Source organism: Kitasatospora sp. NPDC005856 (genome assembly GCF_040629945.1).
Lineage (GTDB): Bacteria > Actinomycetota > Actinomycetes > Streptomycetales > Streptomycetaceae > Kitasatospora.
On record NZ_JBEXWT010000103.1, the window covers coordinates 1 to 18,495 of the forward strand.

Annotated in this window: 13 protein-coding genes; 2 read left to right on the forward strand and 11 right to left on the reverse strand. The window is 73.1% G+C overall.

Going from position 1 to position 18,495, the window contains the following annotated elements:
• Positions 1 to 554 (forward strand): hypothetical protein (locus ABZ449_RS36255; protein WP_360354695.1); only part of this gene is annotated, 554 nt, incomplete at its 5' end.
• Positions 555 to 639: 85 nt separating this feature from the next.
• Here ABZ449_RS36255 and obgE read toward each other — a convergent pair.
• From obgE to ABZ449_RS36285, 6 genes are all read right to left on the reverse strand, one after another.
• Positions 640 to 2,124, reverse strand: coding sequence for a GTPase ObgE (gene obgE, locus ABZ449_RS36260; RefSeq protein WP_360354697.1), 1,485 nt, complete (start codon positions 2,122 to 2,124; stop codon positions 640 to 642).
• A gap of 140 nt (positions 2,125 to 2,264) precedes the next feature.
• Positions 2,265 to 2,522, reverse strand: a complete 258-nt coding sequence (rpmA, locus tag ABZ449_RS36265; protein WP_030058248.1) for a 50S ribosomal protein L27 — start codon at positions 2,520 to 2,522, stop codon at positions 2,265 to 2,267.
• Positions 2,523 to 2,536: 14 nt separating this feature from the next.
• Positions 2,537 to 2,854: a 50S ribosomal protein L21 gene (rplU, locus tag ABZ449_RS36270; RefSeq protein ID WP_189923681.1), complete on the reverse strand. Its 318-nt coding sequence runs from the start codon at positions 2,852 to 2,854 to the stop codon at positions 2,537 to 2,539.
• Between the two features lie 229 nt (positions 2,855 to 3,083).
• On the reverse strand, positions 3,084 to 6,749 hold the full coding sequence (locus ABZ449_RS36275; protein ID WP_360354699.1) for an Rne/Rng family ribonuclease: 3,666 nt from the start codon (positions 6,747 to 6,749) through the stop codon (positions 3,084 to 3,086).
• A gap of 396 nt (positions 6,750 to 7,145) precedes the next feature.
• Positions 7,146 to 7,946, reverse strand: coding sequence for a TIGR03936 family radical SAM-associated protein (locus tag ABZ449_RS36280; RefSeq protein WP_360354702.1), 801 nt, complete (start codon positions 7,944 to 7,946; stop codon positions 7,146 to 7,148).
• 230 nt (positions 7,947 to 8,176) lie between these two features.
• On the reverse strand, positions 8,177 to 10,105 hold the full coding sequence (locus ABZ449_RS36285) for a TIGR03960 family B12-binding radical SAM protein (protein WP_360354705.1): 1,929 nt from the start codon (positions 10,103 to 10,105) through the stop codon (positions 8,177 to 8,179).
• 573 nt (positions 10,106 to 10,678) lie between these two features.
• Here ABZ449_RS36285 and ABZ449_RS36290 point away from each other — a divergent pair.
• Positions 10,679 to 11,986, forward strand: coding sequence for a M14 family zinc carboxypeptidase (locus ABZ449_RS36290; protein WP_360354707.1), 1,308 nt, complete (start codon positions 10,679 to 10,681; stop codon positions 11,984 to 11,986).
• Between the two features lie 72 nt (positions 11,987 to 12,058).
• Here ABZ449_RS36290 and rodA read toward each other — a convergent pair whose 3' ends face one another.
• From rodA to ABZ449_RS36315, 5 genes are all read right to left on the reverse strand, one after another.
• Positions 12,059 to 13,258 (reverse strand): rod shape-determining protein RodA, encoded by a 1,200-nt coding sequence (rodA, locus tag ABZ449_RS36295; RefSeq protein WP_360354710.1) that lies wholly within the window; start codon positions 13,256 to 13,258, stop codon positions 12,059 to 12,061.
• Complete coding sequence (gene mrdA / locus ABZ449_RS36300) at positions 13,255 to 15,591, reverse strand: penicillin-binding protein 2 (RefSeq protein ID WP_360354712.1); 2,337 nt, start codon at positions 15,589 to 15,591, stop codon at positions 13,255 to 13,257. The genes rodA and mrdA overlap by 4 nt, the downstream gene beginning before the upstream one ends.
• A gap of 55 nt (positions 15,592 to 15,646) precedes the next feature.
• A complete protein-coding gene (gene mreD, locus ABZ449_RS36305) occupies positions 15,647 to 16,285 on the reverse strand; it encodes a rod shape-determining protein MreD (RefSeq protein ID WP_360354714.1) in 639 nt (212 codons plus the stop codon).
• A 3-nt stretch (positions 16,286 to 16,288) separates the two neighbouring features.
• Positions 16,289 to 17,260, reverse strand: a complete 972-nt coding sequence (mreC, locus tag ABZ449_RS36310) for a rod shape-determining protein MreC (protein WP_360354716.1) — start codon at positions 17,258 to 17,260, stop codon at positions 16,289 to 16,291.
• A 115-nt stretch (positions 17,261 to 17,375) separates the two neighbouring features.
• On the reverse strand, positions 17,376 to 18,401 hold the full coding sequence (locus ABZ449_RS36315; RefSeq protein WP_049648984.1) for a rod shape-determining protein: 1,026 nt from the start codon (positions 18,399 to 18,401) through the stop codon (positions 17,376 to 17,378).
• Positions 18,402 to 18,495: the final 94 nt, after the last annotated feature.

Genomic DNA, 18,495 nt, shown 5'->3' on the forward strand with positions numbered 1-18,495 from the left:
CCACCGCGGCCCCGTCGGGCGCGGCCGCCGGCGGGGGGGCGGGCGGCCCGGGCGCCGCCGGCGCGGCGGGCGGCGGGGCCGGCGGGGCCGGTGTCCCGGCGGCCGCCAGCAGTGTGAAGGTCGGCCAGAGCGCCACCGTGGACTTCGCCGACAAGACCGCAAAGGTCGCCACCAAGCTGGAGATCACCGTCACCGGTGTCGAGGTCGGCTCGCTCCAGGAGCTCACCGCCGCCAAGGTCAACACCGTCGGTCTGGACAACCGCACCCCGATGTACGTCAGCTACACCATCAAGAACCTCGGGGACGCCAGCCTCTCCTTCACCGCCCCGGACTCGAAGTTCGTCGTCTTCGACACCACGGGCAAGAAGGGCATCAACGTCATCAGCGCCGCCAACCCGCTGCCCAAGTGCACCGGCGCGAAGTTCCAGGGCGTCGCCAAGGGCGCCGAGGCCAAGGGCTGCACCATCATCGCCACCACCGGGAACGCCCCGGCCGCGGTCGGCTACACCGACCTGGTGGACCCGCTGAAGCTCCAGGCCTCCTGGACCAAGTGACGCGTCGTCGGCACCGATCGACGCGAACGGTCCCCGCCACCCGGACAGGTGGCGGGGGCCGTTCGGCTCGGCCGGCTCAGCAGGCTCAGTGGTCCTCGTCCTCGTCGTCGCCCTCGATGGCGGCCTGGCGGCCGCTGGAGAGCGCCTCGAAGGCGAGGAACTCGGCCTCGGCCGCGTCCCGGCCCTTCTGCTTCTCGCGGCGGCGGTCGACCGCCGGGCGCTGGGTCTCCATGCGGTGGTCCTCACCGCGGCGGCCGAGCATCTCGGCGCCGGCGGCCATGGTCGGCTCCCAGTCGAAGACGACGGCGTTCTCGTCCGGGCCGATGATGACGGTGTCGCCCTCGTGCGCCCCGACCTTCCACAGCTTCTCCTCGACACCGAGGCGGGCCAGCCGGTCGGCGAGGTAGCCGACGGCCTCGTCGTTGGAGAAGTCGGTCTGGCGGACCCAGCGCTCCGGCTTGACGCCGCGGATGCGGTAGGCGCCGTCCTCCTCGGTGATGGTGAAGCCCGCGTCGTCGACGGCCTTGGGCCGCAGCACGATCCGGGTGGACTCCTCGACCGGCTTGGCGGCGCGCGCCTCGGCGACGATCCCGGCCATCGCGAAGCTCAGCTCGCGCAGGCCCTTGCGGGAGGCGGCGGAGACCTCGAACACCCGGTAGCCGCGCTCCTCCAGGGAGGCGCGGGTCAGGTCGGCGATGTCCTGGCCGTCCGGGACGTCCACCTTGTTGAGCGCGACCAGGCGCGGACGGTCCTCCAGACCGCCGTACTCGGCGAGCTCCGCCTCGATGGTCTCCAGGTCGGTCAGCGGGTCGCGGCCGGGCTCCAGGGTGGCGCAGTCCAGCACGTGCACCAGCACCGAACAGCGCTCCACGTGGCGCAGGAACTCCAGGCCCAGGCCGCGGCCCTGGCTGGCGCCCGGGATCAGGCCGGGCACGTCGGCGATGGTGTAGACGGTGTCGCCCGCGGTGACCACGCCGAGGTTGGGGATCAGGGTGGTGAACGGGTAGTCCGCGATCTTCGGCTTGGCGGCGGAGAGCACCGAGATCAGCGAGGACTTGCCGGCGCTGGGGTAGCCCACCAGGGCCACGTCGGCGACGGACTTGAGCTCCATGACGATGTCACCGGCCTCGCCGGGCTCGCCGAGCAGCGCGAAGCCGGGCGCCTTGCGGCGGGCCGAGGCCAGCGCGGCGTTGCCGAGGCCACCGCGGCCGCCCTGGGCGGCGACGAAGCTGGTGCCGTGCCCGACCAGGTCGGCCAGCACGTTGCCCTTGCGGTCCAGCACCACGGTGCCGTCCGGCACCAGCAGGACGAGGTCGCCGCCGTCCGCGCCGGTGCGGTGGCCGCCCGCGCCCGGCTTGCCGTTGGTGGCCTTGCGCTTGGGCGAGTGGTGGTACTCGAGCAGGGTGGTGACCTGCGAGTCCACGGTGAGGATGACGCTGCCGCCCTCACCGCCGTTGCCGCCGTCCGGGCCGCCGAGCGGCTTGAACTTCTCGCGGTGCACGGAGGCGCAGCCGTGGCCCCCGTTACCCGCGGCGACATGAAGTTCGACGCGGTCCACGAAGGTGGTCATGGGGTGTGCCTCCAGTGCGCGAGAGTCTGCTTGCTACCTGCGTAAAGCGTGAAGGGTGGACCGGAGAATTCCGGCCCACCCTTCACTGTGAGTCTTTCCGGGACCGAGAGGTCCGGTCAGACTCGGGAGTCCGCGGGGACTCAGGCCTCGACGGCCACGATGTTGACGACCTTGCGGCCGCGACGGTTGCCGAACTGCACCGCACCGGCGGTCAGCGCGAACAGGGTGTCGTCGCCACCGCGACCGACACCGGCACCCGGGTGGAAGTGGGTGCCGCGCTGGCGGACGAGGATCTCGCCGGCCGAGACGACCTGGCCACCGAAGCGCTTCACGCCGAGGCGCTGGGCGTTCGAGTCACGGCCGTTACGAGTAGAGCTTGCGCCCTTCTTGTGTGCCATTTTTCGCTATCCCCTTACTTGCTGACCGAGTCGATGCTCGTGATGCGCACCGCGGTGTGCTGCTGACGGTGACCCTGACGACGGCGGTAGCCGGTCTTGTTCTTGTAACGCAGGATGACGATCTTGTCACCCTTGGTCTGGTCGACCACCTCGGCGTGAGCCTTCACGCCGGCCAGGACCCACGGGTCGGAGGTGACAGCGTCACCGTCGACGACGAGGAGGGTCGAGAGCTCGACCGAGTCACCCGGCTTGGCCTCGATACGGTCGATCTCCAGCACGTCGCCCACGGCGACCTTGTGCTGGCGGCCGCCTGCGCGAACGATCGCGTACATGCGGTACCTGCTTTCCTTGCTCGGTCGGAACCCCCGACGCCAGCCACCTGGGTACGGACACAGGAGCCTCTCCCCGTGCCCCCCGCGCGGACGCGGAGACCTCGGGAAGGTGATGTGCTCGGGAGCATGGCGTAGACACGCCGATGGTCAAGAATACGGACCGGCCGCCCGGGGGGCAAACCGGCCCGTACGGCCCGGGGCGGGATCGCTCCCGCCCCGGGCGTGGGCATCACTCGGCCGCCGTATCACCCTCGGCGGCCGCAGCCTTCTTGGCCGCCGCGCTCGTCCGCTTGGTGGCGGTCTTGCGGGCGGTGGTCTTCTTCGCCGCCGTGGTGGTCTTCTTGGCGGCGGTCTTCTTCGCGGCGGTCTTGCGGGCGGCCCGCTTCTTCGGCGCCGGCGCCTCCTCGGCCGGGGCTTCCTCGGCCGGAGCCTCGGCGGCGGCCTCGGGGGCCTCCACGGCCTCGGCGACGACCGCGGCCTCCGCGACCACGACCGGCTCGCCCGGCGCCTCGGCGACGGCCTCGGCAGCGGCTGCCGCGACCGCCGGGGCGGCGGCCTCCAGGGCCGCCTCCAGCGCCGCCTCGGCCTTCGCCTGGAGCACCACGATCTCGGCGATGTCCGGGGAACCCGCCGGAGCGGTCGCCTTGCGCACCGCGCGGCGACGCGGACGGCCCGCCGGAGCGGCGGCCGGGGCCTCGACCACGGGAGCCTCGACGACCGGGGCCGCCACGGCCTGCGCGGCCTCCTCGGCCGGAGCCTCGACGCCCGGGACCTCCAGGGCCAGCTGGCCCTCGATCTCCTCGCGCACCGGCTCGGCCGACTCGACGACGGCCTCCACCGTCAGCGGCTCGGTCACGACGGCCACCGCGGCCTCGACGGCCTGCGGCTCCTCGTGGCCCGCGCCGCCCTTGCCCCGGCGACGGCGCTTGCCGCCGCCCGCGCCGGCCTCGCCCGCCGCCACGGGGGCGTGGACGTGGGCGCTCGGCTGCTCCATGTGGACGATCACGCCGCGGCCGTTGCAGTGCACGCACGGCTCGGAGAAGGACTCCAGCAGGCCCTGGCCGACCCGCTTGCGGGTCATCTGGACCAGGCCCAGCGAGGTGACCTCGGCCACCTGGTGCTTGGTCCGGTCCCGGCCCAGGCACTCCAGCAGGCGGCGCAGCACCAGGTCGCGGTTGGACTCCAGCACCATGTCGATGAAGTCGATCACGATGATGCCGCCGAGGTCGCGCAGCCGCAGCTGGCGCACGATCTCCTCGGCCGCCTCGATGTTGTTCCGGGTGACCGTCTCCTCCAGGTTGCCGCCCTGGCCGACGAACTTCCCGGTGTTGACGTCGATGACGACCATCGCCTCGGTGCGGTCGATCACCAGCGAACCGCCGCTGGGCAGCCAGACCTTGCGGTCCAGCGCCTTCATCAGCTGCTCGTCGATCCGGTAGGTGGCGAAGACGTCCACCTCGGAGGTCCACCGCTGGAGCCGCTCGGCGAGGTCCGGGGCCACGTTGGAGACGTACTCGTGGATGGTCTTCCACGCCTCGTCGCCGGAGACGATGACCTTGGTGAAGTCCTCGTTGAAGATGTCGCGGACGACCCGGACGGTCATGTCCGGCTCGCCGTACAGCAGCGCCGGGGCGTTGCCGGTGGCGGCCTTCTTCTGGATGTCCTCCCACTGCTGCTGGAGGCGCTGGACGTCGCGGGTCAGCTCCTCCTCGGAGGCGCCCTCGGCGGCGGTGCGCACGATGACGCCCGCGTCGTCCGGGACGATCTTCTTGAGGATCTGCTTCAGCCGGGCGCGCTCGTTCTCCGGGAGCTTGCGCGAGATGCCGGTCATCGAGCCCTCGGGCACGTAGACCAGGTAGCGGCCGGGCAGCGAGATCTGGCTGGTCAGGCGGGCGCCCTTGTGGCCGATCGGGTCCTTGGAGACCTGAACCAGCACGGACTGGCCGGACTTCAGCACCGACTCGATCCGGCGCGGGCCGCCGTGGCCGCCCAGCGCACCGAAGTTGACCTCGCCGGCGTACAGCACCGCGTTGCGGCCCTTGCCGATGTCGACGAAGGCGGCCTCCATCGACGGCAGCACGTTCTGGACCTTGCCCAGGTAGACGTTGCCGACGTACGAGGTGGCCTGCTCCTTGTTGACGTAGTGCTCGACGAGCACGCCGTCCTCGAGGACGCCGATCTGGGTCCGCTGGCCGCTCTGGCGCACCACCATGACGCGCTCGACCGACTCGCGGCGGGCCAGGAACTCGGCCTCGGTGATGATCGGCACCCGGCGGCGGCCCAGCTCGCGGCCCTCGCGGCGGCGCTGCTTCTTGGCCTCCAGACGGGTCGAGCCCTTGATGGACTGCACCTCGTCGGGGTCGAAGGACGGCTCGGTGGAGCGGCGGCGCGGCTCGCGCACCTTCACCACCGTGCGGACGCCGTCCTCGGTGGTCTCGGCGGTCTCGACGGCGCCGGCCTCACCGCTGCGGCGACGGCGGCGACGGCGGCGACGCGACGAGGACAGGCCGGCGGCCAGGTCGTCGTCCTCCTCGCCCTCGTCCTCGGCGACGGCCTCGGCCGGCTCCTCGGCGACGGGCTGCTCGGTCTCGACGGCCTCGGCGGCCTCGAACTCCTCGGCCTCGCCACGGCGACGGCGGCGGCCACCCCGGCGGCGACGGCGCGACGGACGGCCGTCCTCCTCCCACTCGCCCTCGGTCTCCGGACCGGCGGCGGGGGCCTCGACGGCGGGCGCCTCGGCGGCCGGGGCCTCGACGACCGGCGCCGGGGCCGGAGCCTTCACCGGCGCCTTCGCCGGAGCCTGGGCGGCCGGCTTGCGGCGGCTCGGCTCGACCCGGGTGCGGACCCGGCGACGACGGCCGACACCGCTGTACTCGAACTCGTCCTCCTCCTCGCGCTCGGCCGCGGCCGGGGCCTCGGCCTGCGCCGGGGCGACGGCGGGCTGCTGCGGCGCGGCCGCAGCGGACGCGGCCGGAGCGGACGGCGCGACGAAGGGAGCCGGCTCCTGGAAGACCGGCGCCTGGAAGACCGCGGTGGCCGGGCGGACGGCGCGGCGGCGCACCCGGTGGTGCGGCTCGGCCTCGGCGGCCGGGGCGGCAGCGGCGGGCTGGGCCGTCGGCTCGGCGGCGGCCTTGGCGGCGGGGGCCTCGACGGCCTCCTCCTCGGCCTCCTCGTCGACCGCGGGCTCCTCGGCCTGCGGCTCCTGAACCGGGGCCTCGACGACCGGCGCGGCCTCGACCACGCGACGGCGACGGGGGCGGCGGGCCGGAGCGGCCGGGGCCTCCTCGGCCACCGGCTCGGCCACGGGGGCCTCGACGACCGGCGCCTCGACGACGGGCGCCTCGGCCTCGGTCGCGGGAGCACCGGCGGGCGCCTCGGCGCGCTTGCGGGTCCGGCGGGCCCGGGCGGGCTTCTCGACGACCTCGGCCGTCTCGGCCGTCTCGGGCTTGTCCGCCTTCTCGGGCTTGTCCGCCTTCTCGGTCTTGGCGGCCTTCACGGCCTTGGGGGCCTTGACGGCCTTCGCGGCCTTCACGGCGGTCTCGGCCGCCGGGGCCTGCTCGGTCTCCGGCGCGGTCACCACGATCGCGGTGGCCTCCGGCGCCCCGGCCGGCGCCTCGGCGCGCTTGCGGGTCCGGCGGGCCCGGACGGGCTTCTCGGCGACCGGCTCGGCCGCCGGCTCCACGGCCGGAGCCGGGGTGGCCGCGGCCACCGGACCCTCGGCCGGCAGCACCGTCTCGGCCGCCTCGGCGGCCGCACCCTGCGGGGTGCCCGCCGGGCGGGACACCGCGCGGCGACGACGGCGCGGAGGCGCGGCGGACGCGCCCTCGCCACCGGTCGCGGCGGTTTCGTTCTGTTCCGTGGCCGCAGTCTGCTGCGGATCGGTGTTATCGAGCATGCGGGTGGATCTCCCGTCAGGCCCCCGGGCTCCGCATCCGGGCACGGCACGGCTCCGCTGGGCGGCCGGCATCGCGACGATGCCTGGACCGGACCCTTTGACGGTGCCGCCGCGCGGACGCGAGGCCGCACAGGGGCTCGTAGTCTCGCTCGGCGCCCCACGCTCGGCGGGGTGTCGAAAGTCTTCTGGTCTGACCAGTCTTCTGAGGTTTTCCCAAGCTGCGCCGTCCCCCAACCCCGGGTGGCTCCCGGACGGGGTCCCGGACCGGCCGACCTTCCTGGTCGGCAGGCCCCGGGTGGCAGGCCTGCGCTGCGACGACGCTCGCTCCCCTGGGGAGCCGCGGGAACCCTGGAGGACCGTCGGGCCCAGTGAGGCACTGGGCCCGGCCTCCCCCCGCTAGGCGGACGCGGTAGCGTGCGGCTCTGCGGCCGGCTCCGAGCCGACCGGGGCCGCCGCGCGGTCGAGCGCCAGCGGGTCGGTCACCGTGCCGGCCTCCTCGTCGAGCGGCCCCTGCGCCAGCCTGGTCACCTCTGCGGGGACCGGCGGCGCCAGGTCGGCCGTCGCACGGAGACCGGACAATACGTCGTCGGGTCGTACGGCGGGTGTGGCGTGTCGTACTACCAGGCGCAGTATCGCACAGGGTCGGCCGGTCCGAACATCGCGGTCCGTTCCGGCCCCGGCGGCCGCACCGGCCTCGACCTGGGCCGGGACGGCTTCCAGCGCCGCCACCGCGCCCCGCGCGTCGAAGACCCGCAGGCCGTTCTTGGTGCGGCGCTCGACCTCGACCCGCTCGGCGGCGAGGAAACGCGCGACCGCCTCGGCGGCCACCTCCGGCTCCACGCCGTCCAGTCGGACCAGCCACTCGGAGGCCTCCAGGCGCTCCACGAAGTTCGGCGTCCGCACCTCGACCGCGTCGATCACGTCCAGGCCGGCCGGCAGCGACTCGTCCAGCTGCGCCCGCAGCTGCTCGGGGTCGCGGACGGCGGCCAGTCCGATCTCCAGGTACTCCGCCTCGCTCGCCACCCCGGTCGGGGCCGCGTTGGCGTAGGAGACCTTCGGGTGCGGGGTGAAGCCGGCCGAGTAGGCCATCGGAACGGCGGACCGGCGCAGGGCGCGCTCGAAGGCGCGCTGGAAGTCGCGGTGGCTGGTGAAGCGGAGCCGGCCGCGCTTGGTGTAGCGGAGACGAATCCGCTGCACCGTCGGCGCGGGCGGCGGACCGTCGGGCGTACGGCGTGCCAGGGTCGCTCAGTCCTTAGTCAGTTGTCCCCGTCCGGCGTGGCGTCTTCCCGCCACTGTCCGGACTCTGTCACCTCAAAGGGTACGCGCCCCGCGCTCCCCCTCGCTCCGCCCCTGGTCAACCACCGCCGCGGGCACACCGCGACCCCCGGCCGAATCCTTCCGGCCGGGGATCGCGGATGTGAGACGCGCTACTTGTTGACGACCGTCAGCGGCAGCATCTTCTTGCCGGTGGGGCCGATCTGGATGTGGGTGTCCATCTGCGGGCACACGCCGCAGTCGAAGCACGGGGTCCAGCGGCAGTCGTCGACCTCGACCTCCTCCAGGGCGTCCTGCCAGTCCTCCCAGAGCCAGTCCTTGTCGAGGCCGCTGTCCAGGTGGTCCCAGGGCAGCACCTCCTCGTAGGTGCGCTCGCGGGTGGTGTACCAGTCGACGTCGACGCCGGTGCCGGACAGGGCCTTGTCGGCGCAGGCCATCCAGCGGTCGTACGAGAAGTACTCGCGCCAGCCGTCGAAGCGGCCGCCGTCCTCGTAGACGGCGCGGATGATCGCGCCGACCCGGCGGTCGCCGCGGGAGAGCAGGCCCTCGACGATGCCCGGCTTGCCGTCGTGGTAGCGGTAGCCGATGTTCTTGCCGTACTTGCGGTCGCCGCGGATCGAGTCGCGCAGCTTGGCCAGGCGGGCGTCGGTCTCCTCGGCGGACAGCTGCGGGGCCCACTGGAACGGGGTGTGCGGCTTGGGCACGAACCCGCCGATGGAGACTGTGCAGCGGATGTCGTTCTGGCCGGTGACCTCGCGGCCCTTCTGGATGACGTTCTTCGCCATCTCGCCGATCTGGAGCACGTCCTCGTCGGTCTCGGTGGGCAGGCCGCACATGAAGTACAGCTTCACCTGGCGCCAGCCGTTGCCGTACGCGGTGGCGACGGTGCGGATGAGGTCCTCCTCCGACACCATCTTGTTGATCACCTTGCGCATGCGCTCGCTGCCGCCCTCGGGGGCGAAGGTGAGGCCCGAGCGGCGCCCGTTGCGGGACAGCTCGTTGGCGAGGTCGATGTTGAAGGCGTCGACGCGGGTGGACGGCAGCGACAGACCGATCTTGTCCTCGGTGTAGCGGTCCGCCAGGCCCTTGGCGATGTCGCCGATCTCGGTGTGGTCGGCGCTGGACAGCGACAGCAGGCCGACCTCCTCGAAGCCGGTCGCCTTCAGCCCGCGCTCCACCATCTCGCCGATGCCGGTGATGCTTCGCTCCCGCACGGGGCGCGTGATCATGCCGGCCTGGCAGAAGCGGCAGCCGCGGGTGCAGCCGCGGAAGATCTCCACGGACATCCGCTCGTGCACCGTCTCCGCGAGCGGGACCAGCGGCTGCTTCGGGTACGGCCACTCGTCCAGGTCCATCACGGTGTGCTTGGACACCCGCCACGGCACACCCGGGGCGTTCGGCACGACGCGGCCGATCCGGCCGTCGGCCAGGTACTCCACGTCGAAGAACTTCGGGACGTACACCCCGCCGGTGCGGGCCAGGCGCAGCAGCAGCTCGTCGCGGCCGCCCGGGCGGCCCTCGGCCTTCCAGGCGCGGATGATGTCGGTGATGTCGAGCACGGCCTGCTCGCCGTCGCCGACCACCGCCGCGTCCAGGAAGTCCGCGATCGGCTCCGGGTTGAAGGCCGCGTGGCCGCCGGCCAGGACGATCGGGTCCTCGTCGGTGCGGTCCTTGGCCTCCAGCGGGATGCCGGCGAGGTCGAGCGCGGTGAGCATGTTGGTGTAGCCGAGCTCGGTGGAGAACGACAGCCCGAACACGTCGAAGGCCTTCACCGGACGGTGGGCGTCCACGGTGAACTGCGGGACGTCGTGCTCGCGCATCAGCGCCTCGAGGTCCGGCCAGACGCTGTAGGTGCGCTCGGCGAGCACACCCTCGCGCTCGTTCAGCACCTCGTAGAGGATCATGACGCCCTGGTTGGGCAGGCCGACCTCGTAGGCGTCGGGGTACATCAGTGCCCAACGGACGTCGCAGGCGTCCCAGTCCTTGACGGTCGAGTTGAGCTCGCCGCCGACGTACTGGATCGGCTTCTGGACGTGCGGGAGGAGGGCCTCCAGGCGTGGGAAGACCGATTCGACAGTCATGTACTAGGAACCCTTACGACGTGATTCGGTGCCGCGAGTCGGCACGGGAGGGGTGACCCTCAAGGGTAGCCCAATCCGGGGAACGGACCGTCTGCCCCGGATCACGGGCCCTGCGCGCTCCGGCGCCTCCCGGACGGCCGGTATCCGCCCGTGCCCGCCGGTGTCCGCCACCGTCCGCCCGCACCCGCCGCTGCCCGCCCCGGCACGCGCGGTGCGCGCCCGCCGGCCGGTCCCGTCCGCCGTTGACACGCCCGGACGGGTCGTGCGGTACTGACAGGGCTCCGCCAAAGAGACCTGCACCCCTTCCGGACACGGAAGTTGAGTCGTACGCTCGGCCCTCGTCCGTTTTCCGGCCGGCGCGACCCTCCCTCACCACGGGCCGCTCCGGCACGGCCCCGTCCGCCCCCGCCAGGCTCCGTCCCGGCTCCGCTCGGCCGCCGTCCCCGGCCCGCGGCGCCTCGCCCCGTTCCCGCCCCGCCCCGTTCCCGCCCTCGTCCCCGCCCGCACGCCGTGCCCGGCGGCGCACCCGCACGCCCGCGCCCCGGCGGCCGTACGACCGGCGCAAGGAGAACCATGACCGACACCGGTCGGCGGATCCGCCCCCTCCGGCCCCTCGACGCCCGGCCGGCCCGCTACCCCACACCGGCCCAGGCCGAGTCCGCCGCCCGGCGGCTCGCCCTGCGGCACCCGGACCGCTGCCGGCTGCGCGAGGTGGGCCGCTCCCGCGCCGGGCGCCCCCTGGTGCTGCTCTCCGTGGACCGCGGGCCGCACGCGGTGCTGGTGGTCGGCGGCCCGCACCCCAACGAGCCGATCGGCACCGCCGGGACCGTCCGGCTCGCCGAGGTACTGCTGGACCGCCCCGCCCGCCCCGGGCTCTCCTGGCACCTGCTGCTCTGCCTCGACCCGGACGGTGCCGCGCTCAACGCCGGCTGGCTGGACGGGCCGCTCACCATGCGGCGCCACTACGAGCACTTCTTCCGCCCGTCCTTCGAGGAGCAGCCCGAACTGCTGCCCGCCCCCGGCTCCGGCCGCCCGCCGATGCCGGAGAGCCTGGCGCTGACCGGCCTGATCGACGAGCTGCGCCCCTTCCTCCAGTGCTCGCTGCACGGGGTGGACTTCGGCGGCGCGTTCGCCCAGCTCACCCGGCCGGTCCTGGGCCTGTCCGGGCGCTTCGCCCGCTCCGCGCAGCGGGCCGGCGTCCCCCTCGACGTGGACTCCTACGACGCGATCGGCTGGGCCAGCCCGGACCCGGGCACCTATCTGATGCCGACCCCGGGCACCGGGGGCTCCCGGGCCCTGCCGGACGAGCCGGAGCTGTCCACCTGGTCGTACGCGGCCCGGTACGGCGCGGTCACCGCGGTGCTGGAGGTCCCGATGTGGGCCGTCGACGCGGTCGGCGACGCCCGTCCCCACCCGGCCGGGGCGCAGGCCCTCGCGGCCGCCGCCCGCGACCTCACCGCGCGCGCCGGGGAGCTCGCCGCCCTGCTCCCGGGTGTCGCCGCGCACCTGACCGGGGCCCACGGCCACGAGGCGTACGGCCCGCTGCTGCGCACCGCCGGGTCCAGCCTGGCGGTCGCCCCGCGGGTGGCCGAGGAGTGGCTGCAGCGCTGGGGCTCCGAGCCGCTCACCACCTCCCGGGTGACCACCGCCGAACTGGTCGCGGCCCGCGTGCCGTTGCGGGTCGCGTCGGTCCTGCTGCGGCTGCTCGCCGACGCCCGCGGCCCCGCCGCCGAGGCCGCCCGCGACCGCGCCCGCGCCGTCGTCACCGACAGCCTCGACCGGCTGCGCCACCGCTTCGGCGCCCGCTGGGTCCCCGTCCAGGAGCAACTCGCCCACCAGACCCGGGCCGTCCTCACCACCGCCGACTGCCTCCTCCGGTAGCCCGCCCCGGGCCGGACACGACAGCGGGGCCGGCCGGGGAAAGTCCCCGACCGGCCCCGCCGCGAAGCGCGCTCAGGCCGCTATCGGCCGCTGGCTCCGCACCGCCTGGAGCAGCCCGACGGCCATCCAGTTCGCGAACATCGACGAGCCTCCGTACGAGACGAACGGCAGCGGGATGCCCGCGACCGGCATGATGCCCAGGCACATCCCTATGTTCTCGAAGGCTTGGAAGGACAGCCAGGCGATGACCCCGGCCGCCACGATCGTCCCGTACAGATCGGTCGCCTGGCGGGCGATCCGGCAGGCCCGCCAGAGGATCACGCCGACCAGCGCGATGATCGCCAGCGCCCCGACGAAGCCCAGCTCCTCGCCGGCCACGGTGAACACGAAGTCGGTCTGCTGCTCCGGCACGAACTGCCCGACGGTCTGGGTGCCGTGGAACAGCCCCTTGCCGGTCAGCCCGCCCGAGCCGATCGCGATCCGGGCCTGCGCGGTGTTGTAGCCGACGCCGTTCGGGTCCAGCTGCGGGTTGGCGAAGGCTGCGAAGCGGTCGATCTGGTACTGGCTCAGCAGTCCGAACTTCCAGATCGCCACGCATCCGGCGGCGCCCGCCATCAGCAGGCCGAGCACCCAGCGGTTCGCCGCGCCCGAGCCGAGCAGGATGCCCAGCACGATCGCGGCCATCACCATCACCGAGCCGGCGTCCGGCATGAGCATCACTATGGCCATCGGCAGCGCGGCCCAGAGCAGTCCCCGGAACACCGCCCGGTGCGAGGGGAACTCCCGCTCCCCCGCGTCCACCTGGTCGGACAGCACGACCGCCATCGCCAACACGATCGCGAGCTTCGCGAACTCGGCCGGCTGGATCGAGAAGCCGCCGCCGAGCTGGATCCACGAGTGCGCGCCGTTGATGGTCGAGCCCAGCGGGCTGAGCGTCGCCAGCAGCATCAGGATCACGCCGACGTACAGGAACGGCACGATCGTGCGGAAGCGACGGCTCCCTATCGCTATCACCACGGAGCACAGCACCAGCCCGACCACGAAGTTGGTCAGGTGCCGGTACAGGAAGTACTGCGGGTCCCCGTGGGTCAGCGAGTCGCGCCCGCGGGTGGCCGACCAGACGAGCAGCGAGCTGCCGGCCGAGAGGGCCAGCGCGGCCAGCAGCAGTATCCAGTCCAGCCGCCAGAGCGGGGAGTCCTTGGCCAGGGCCTTGGAGACCCCGCTGCGCTGGGGGGCCAGCCGCAGCTGCCGGTACGAGCCGTAGGAGGTCATGCCCGTCCCCTTCCCGGTCCGCGCGTGGGTTCGAGCGCGGCGTCGGCCGCGGTGTACGGCGCCGGACGGTCGGTCGGCGGCGCCTGGTCGAGGAAGGCCGTCGCGGGGGCCGGTTCGGCGGCCGCGAGCAGCCCGGGGGCGGGCCGGGCGGCGGCGGCGTCGAGCAGCGCCGGAGCCGGTGCGACGGCCGGGGCCTGGGCGCCCGGCGCCGGGTCGGCGCCGTACGAGACCGGCTTGATGATCGCGGTGCCGTCCGGGTTGAACTTCGGCAGCTCGGCCTGGGGCGCGGGCAGCAGCGCCTTGGCGTTGTCGATGCCGCCCTTGTCGTCCACGCCGTACAGCGCCTGGTAGATCCGGCGGACGGCGTCACCGGAACCGCCGGAGCCGGTGCCACCCTGGCTTATCGTCATGACGATCGCGTAGTCCTTGCTGTACGTCGCCAGCCAGGAGGTGGTCTGCTTGCCCTCGACCTCGGCGGTGCCGGTCTTGGCGTGCAGCGCGATCTTGTCCTGCGGCCAGCCGGCCTGCGAGAACTTCCAGGCGGCGGTACCGCTCTTGACGACGCCCTCGGTGGCCTGGTTGATGTAGCCGAGCAGCTTCTCGTCGCCGGGGAACTTGGCGTCCGCCTGCGGGGCGATCTCGCGGACGACGTCCCCGCCCGGGCTTATCACCGCCTTGGCGATGGTCGGCCGGTAGAAGGTGCCGCCGTTGGCCAGCGCCGAGTAGATCCGGGCCATCTGGACCGGGGTGACGAGGGTGTCGCCCTGGCCGATCGCGAAGTTGACGGCGTCACCGGCGCGCATCTGGTAGCCGTCGACGCAGTTCTCCCGGGCGATCAGGTCGGAGTAGCTGTTGCCGCCCTTCTGCCCCTGGGCGCACCAGGCGTCCTTGTTGTTGTCGTAGAAGGACTGCTTCCACTGCCGGTCCGGCACCCGGCCGGTCACCTCGGACGGCAGGTCGATGCCGGTCTTGGCGCCGAGGCCGAACTCGTGGGCGGTCTTGAAGAACCAGTCGGCCGGCTCCTTCTTCGGCTTGATGCCGCCGTCCTTCATCCACTGGTCGTTCGCCAGGCCGTAGAAGACGGTGTCGCAGGAGACCTCCAGCGCCTTCTCCAGCGTGATGGAGCCGAAGCTCTCGCTCTCGAAGTTCTTGAACTCGCGACCGCCGATGACCATGCTCTTGGGGCACGGGTAGGTGCCGTCCAGCGAGTAGCCGGCCTGTACGGCGGCCGTGGTGGAGATGACCTTGAAGGTCGAACCGGGGGCGGACTGACCCTGTATGGCCCGGTTCAGCAGCGGGAAGTTGGACTCCTTGCTGGTCAGCGCCTGGTAGTCCTTGCCGCTGATGCCGCCCACCCAGAGGTTCGGGTCGTAGGTCGGGGCGCTGGCCATCGCGATGATCTGCCCGGTGTGCACGTCCATCACCACGGCGGCGCCGGAGTCGGCCTCGTAGTTGCGGTTGGTGACCTTGTCGAAGGTGTTCCGGGCGTCGTTCATGGCCTGCGCCAGGTTGTCCTCGACCACCTTCTGCACCCGGGCGTCGATGCTGGTGACCAGGTTGTCGCCGGTCTGCGGGGCGACGGTACCGGCGTTGCCGATCACCCGGCCGAGGTTGTCGACCTCCAGCTTGGTGATGCCCGCGGTGCCGCGCAGGTCGCGGTCGTACACCGACTCCAGGCCGGCCCGCCCGATCTGGTCGGCCGGCAGGTAGCGGTCCAGGCCGGTCTTGGTGGCGGTCTTGCCGACCTCCTCGTCGGTGACCGGCGACAGGTAGCCGAGCACCTGGGCCATGTTGGCGCCCTCGACTCCGGTGTAGCGGCGCACGGCGGTGGGCTGCGCGGTGACCCCGGGGAAGTCCTCGCGGCGCTCCATTATCTGCATCGCCTGCTGGGTGGTCGCCTCCTTGGTGACCGGGATCGGCTGGTACGGCGAACCGTTCCAGCAGGGCTGCGGGGTCTTGGCGTCGCAGAGCCGGACCTTCTCCTGCACGTCCTTGGCGGGCATCCCCAGCACCTCGGCCAGCCGGGACAGCACCGCCTTGCCGCCGTCCTTCTGCTGGAGCAGCGAGGTGCGGCTGACCGAGACCACCAGCCGGGTCTCGTTGCCGGCCAGCACCCGCCCGGAGGCGTCCAGGATCTCGCCGCGGACGGCCGGCTCGACCACCTCGCGGATGTGGTTGCCGGTCGCCTTGGCGGTGTACTCCTTGGCGTTGCGGATCTGCAGGTACCACAGCCGCCCGCCGAGGGTGGCGAGCAGCGACAGCACCAGGATCTGCAGCACCACCAGACGGATCGTCACCCGCCGGGTGCGGCCGGTCTCGGGGATGTTGCTCACGTCTCGTGCGCTCCAGGGTGCGGGGAGGTCGGGTGTCGGGGCCGGGCCGGTCCGGTCAGGGGCGGCGGACGAAGCCGGGCAGGCGCCGCTTCTTGTACGACGGGCCGGACGAGGCCTCGCGGGTGGTGCGGTAGCGGGCCAGGGTGCCGAGGCCGGAGCCGCTCTCGTCGTCGTCCGCGGCCGCCACCGGGTCGCGTCCGAAGCGACGGCCGAGGTACATCACCAGCGGCACCACGAAGGGCGCCAGCAGCAGGTCGTACAGCAGGGCGCTGATCACCAGTCCGCCGAGGCCGACGTGTCGGGCCGCGGTGTCGCCGACCAGGGCGCCGACCATCGCGTAGAGCAGGGTGGAGGCGACCGCCGCGGCGCCGACCACCAGCAGCGAGCCGGCCACGGAGCGCTGGCGGCCGTGGTCCGGGCGCAGCAGCCCGGCGGCGTAGCCCATCAGGCAGAGCACCAGCGCGTAGCGGCCGATGGCGTGGTCGGAGGGCGGTGCGAGGTCGGCCAGCAGGCCTCCCGCGAAGCCGACCAGGCAGCCGCCGGTGGGCCCGTAGACCATGGCCAGACCGACCACGACGAGCAGCAGTATGTCCGGGGTGGCTCCCGGGAGCTGGAGCCGGCCGAAGACGCTGACCTGGAGGATCAGGCCGAACAGGACGAGGCCGGCGGAGACGGGGATGCGGGCGAGGCGCATGGCTCAGTTCCCCCCAGTGGGCTTGGCGGGCGGGGCGGCGGGCGCGGTGGTCGGGGCCGGGCCGGACACGGAGGCCGGGACCTGGCCCGGGGCGGCGGCCGGCTGGCCCGCGGCGGGGGCCGGCGGCAGGACGGCGTCGCGCGGGTCGGCGCGCGGCGGCACGACCACCACGCCGACCAGGTCCAGCCGGGTGAACTGGACGAAGGGCTCGACCAGGACGGTCTTGGTCAGCTGGCCGGCGTTGGCCTGGACCTCGACGACCTTGCCGACCGGGACGCCGGGCACGAAGGGGCGGCCGCTCTGCGAGCCGAAGGTGACCAGCCGGTCGCCGGCCTTGACCTGGGCCTTGCCGTTGAGCAGGGAGACCTTCATCGGGCTGTCGCCGCCGCCGGAGGCGAAGCCGATCTCGCCGGTGCCCTCCAGCCGGGTGCCGGCCGAGAAGCCGGGGTCGGAGGCGAGCAGCACGGTGGCGGTGGTCGGGGCGACGGTGGTGATCCGGCCGACCAGGCCCTGGCCGTTGATCACCGTCATGTCGCGGGTGAGGCCGTCGTCGCTGCCGGCGTCGACGGTGATGGTCCAGGAGAAGCCCTGGGCCGGGCCGATCGCGATGACCTGGGCCGCCTTGACGGTGTAGCCGCCGGCGCCGGCGGTGCGCAGCAGGTCGTCCAGCTGCTTGGTGCGCCCGGTGGCCATGTCGGAGGAGGCGAGCTTCTGCCGCAGTTCGGTGTTCTCGCGGGCGAGCTGGTCGGTGCGGCCGCTGTTGGTGGCCGCGTCCCGGAAGGCGCGGACGGTGTCGGCGACCGGGTCCACGACGGTGGCGGCGCCGCGCTCGACCGGTCCGAGGACACTGGCGGCGGCGTGCCGGGCCGGGCCGAGCGGGGAGTCCTCACCGCCCTTGATGTCCACGGTGATGAGCGCGAAGGCGACGGCCACCAGCAGGATGAGCAGCAGCCGGCTCTCTCGTGTGTCCCTCACGGTGCTGGTACTGCCCCTTCGTACCTGGCCGCCGCCCGGGGCTGTGGGGCCCGGGCGGCGGCCCGTTCAGTCGAGTGTCTGGTGTGACGCGTGGTACCGGTGGTGCGGCGGCCTGTCAACGACGCGGCGAGGCGTCGAGTACCTGCTGGAGCGCCTCGAACTCCTCGACGCACTTGCCGGAGCCGAGCGCGACGGAGTCGAGAGGGTTCTCCGCGATGTGGATCGGCATGCCGGTCTCGCGGCGCAGCCGCTCGTCCAGGCCGCGCAGCAGGGCGCCGCCGCCGGTGAGCACGATGCCCCGGTCCATGACGTCGCCGGCCAGCTCGGGCGGGCACTGGTCGAGGGTGGTCTTGACCGCGTCGATGATCGCGTTGACCGGCTCGTCGATGGCCTCGCGCACCTCGGCGGCGGAGATCACCACGGTCTTGGGCAGGCCGCTGACCAGGTCGCGGCCGCGGATCTCGGCGTGCTCGTCCTTCTCGCCCTCCAGGCCGAAGGCGCTGCCGATGCTCATCTTGATCTGCTCGGCGCTGCGCTCGCCGAGGAGCAGCGAGTACTCCTTCTTGATGTGCTGGACGATCGCGTTGTCCAGCTCGTCGCCGGCCACCCGGATGGACTGGGCGGTGACGATGCCGCCGAGCGAGATCACGGCGACCTCGGTGGTGCCGCCGCCGATGTCGACGACCATGTTGCCGGTGGCCTCGTGGACGGGCAGGCCGGCGCCGATCGCGGCGGCCATCGGCTCCTCGATGATGTGCACCTGGCGGGCGCCGGCCTGCGAGGAGGCCTCGATGACGGCGCGGCGCTCGACGCCGGTGATGCCGGAGGGCACGCAGACCACGACGCGGGGGCGGGCGAGGTAGCGACGGCGGTGGATCTTGAGGATGAAGTACCGCAGCATGCGCTCGGTGATCTCGAAGTCGGCGATCACGCCGTCCTTGAGCGGGCGGATGGCGACGATGTTGCCCGGCGTGCGGCCGATCATCTTCTTGGCCTCGGCGCCGACCGCGAGGATCCCCCCGGTGTTGGTGTTCACCGCGACGACGGACGGCTCGTTCAGGACGATGCCCTTGCCCCTGACGTACACCAGCGTGTTGGCTGTTCCGAGGTCGATCGCCAAGTCGCGGCCGATGAACGACAGGTTGCTCGCCATGGGGTGTGGGTGCCTTCCCGGGCTCGGAGTTCATGGGGGGGTGGACGGATGCGCGCGCCCACACTTGGGCGGAGACCAGCTG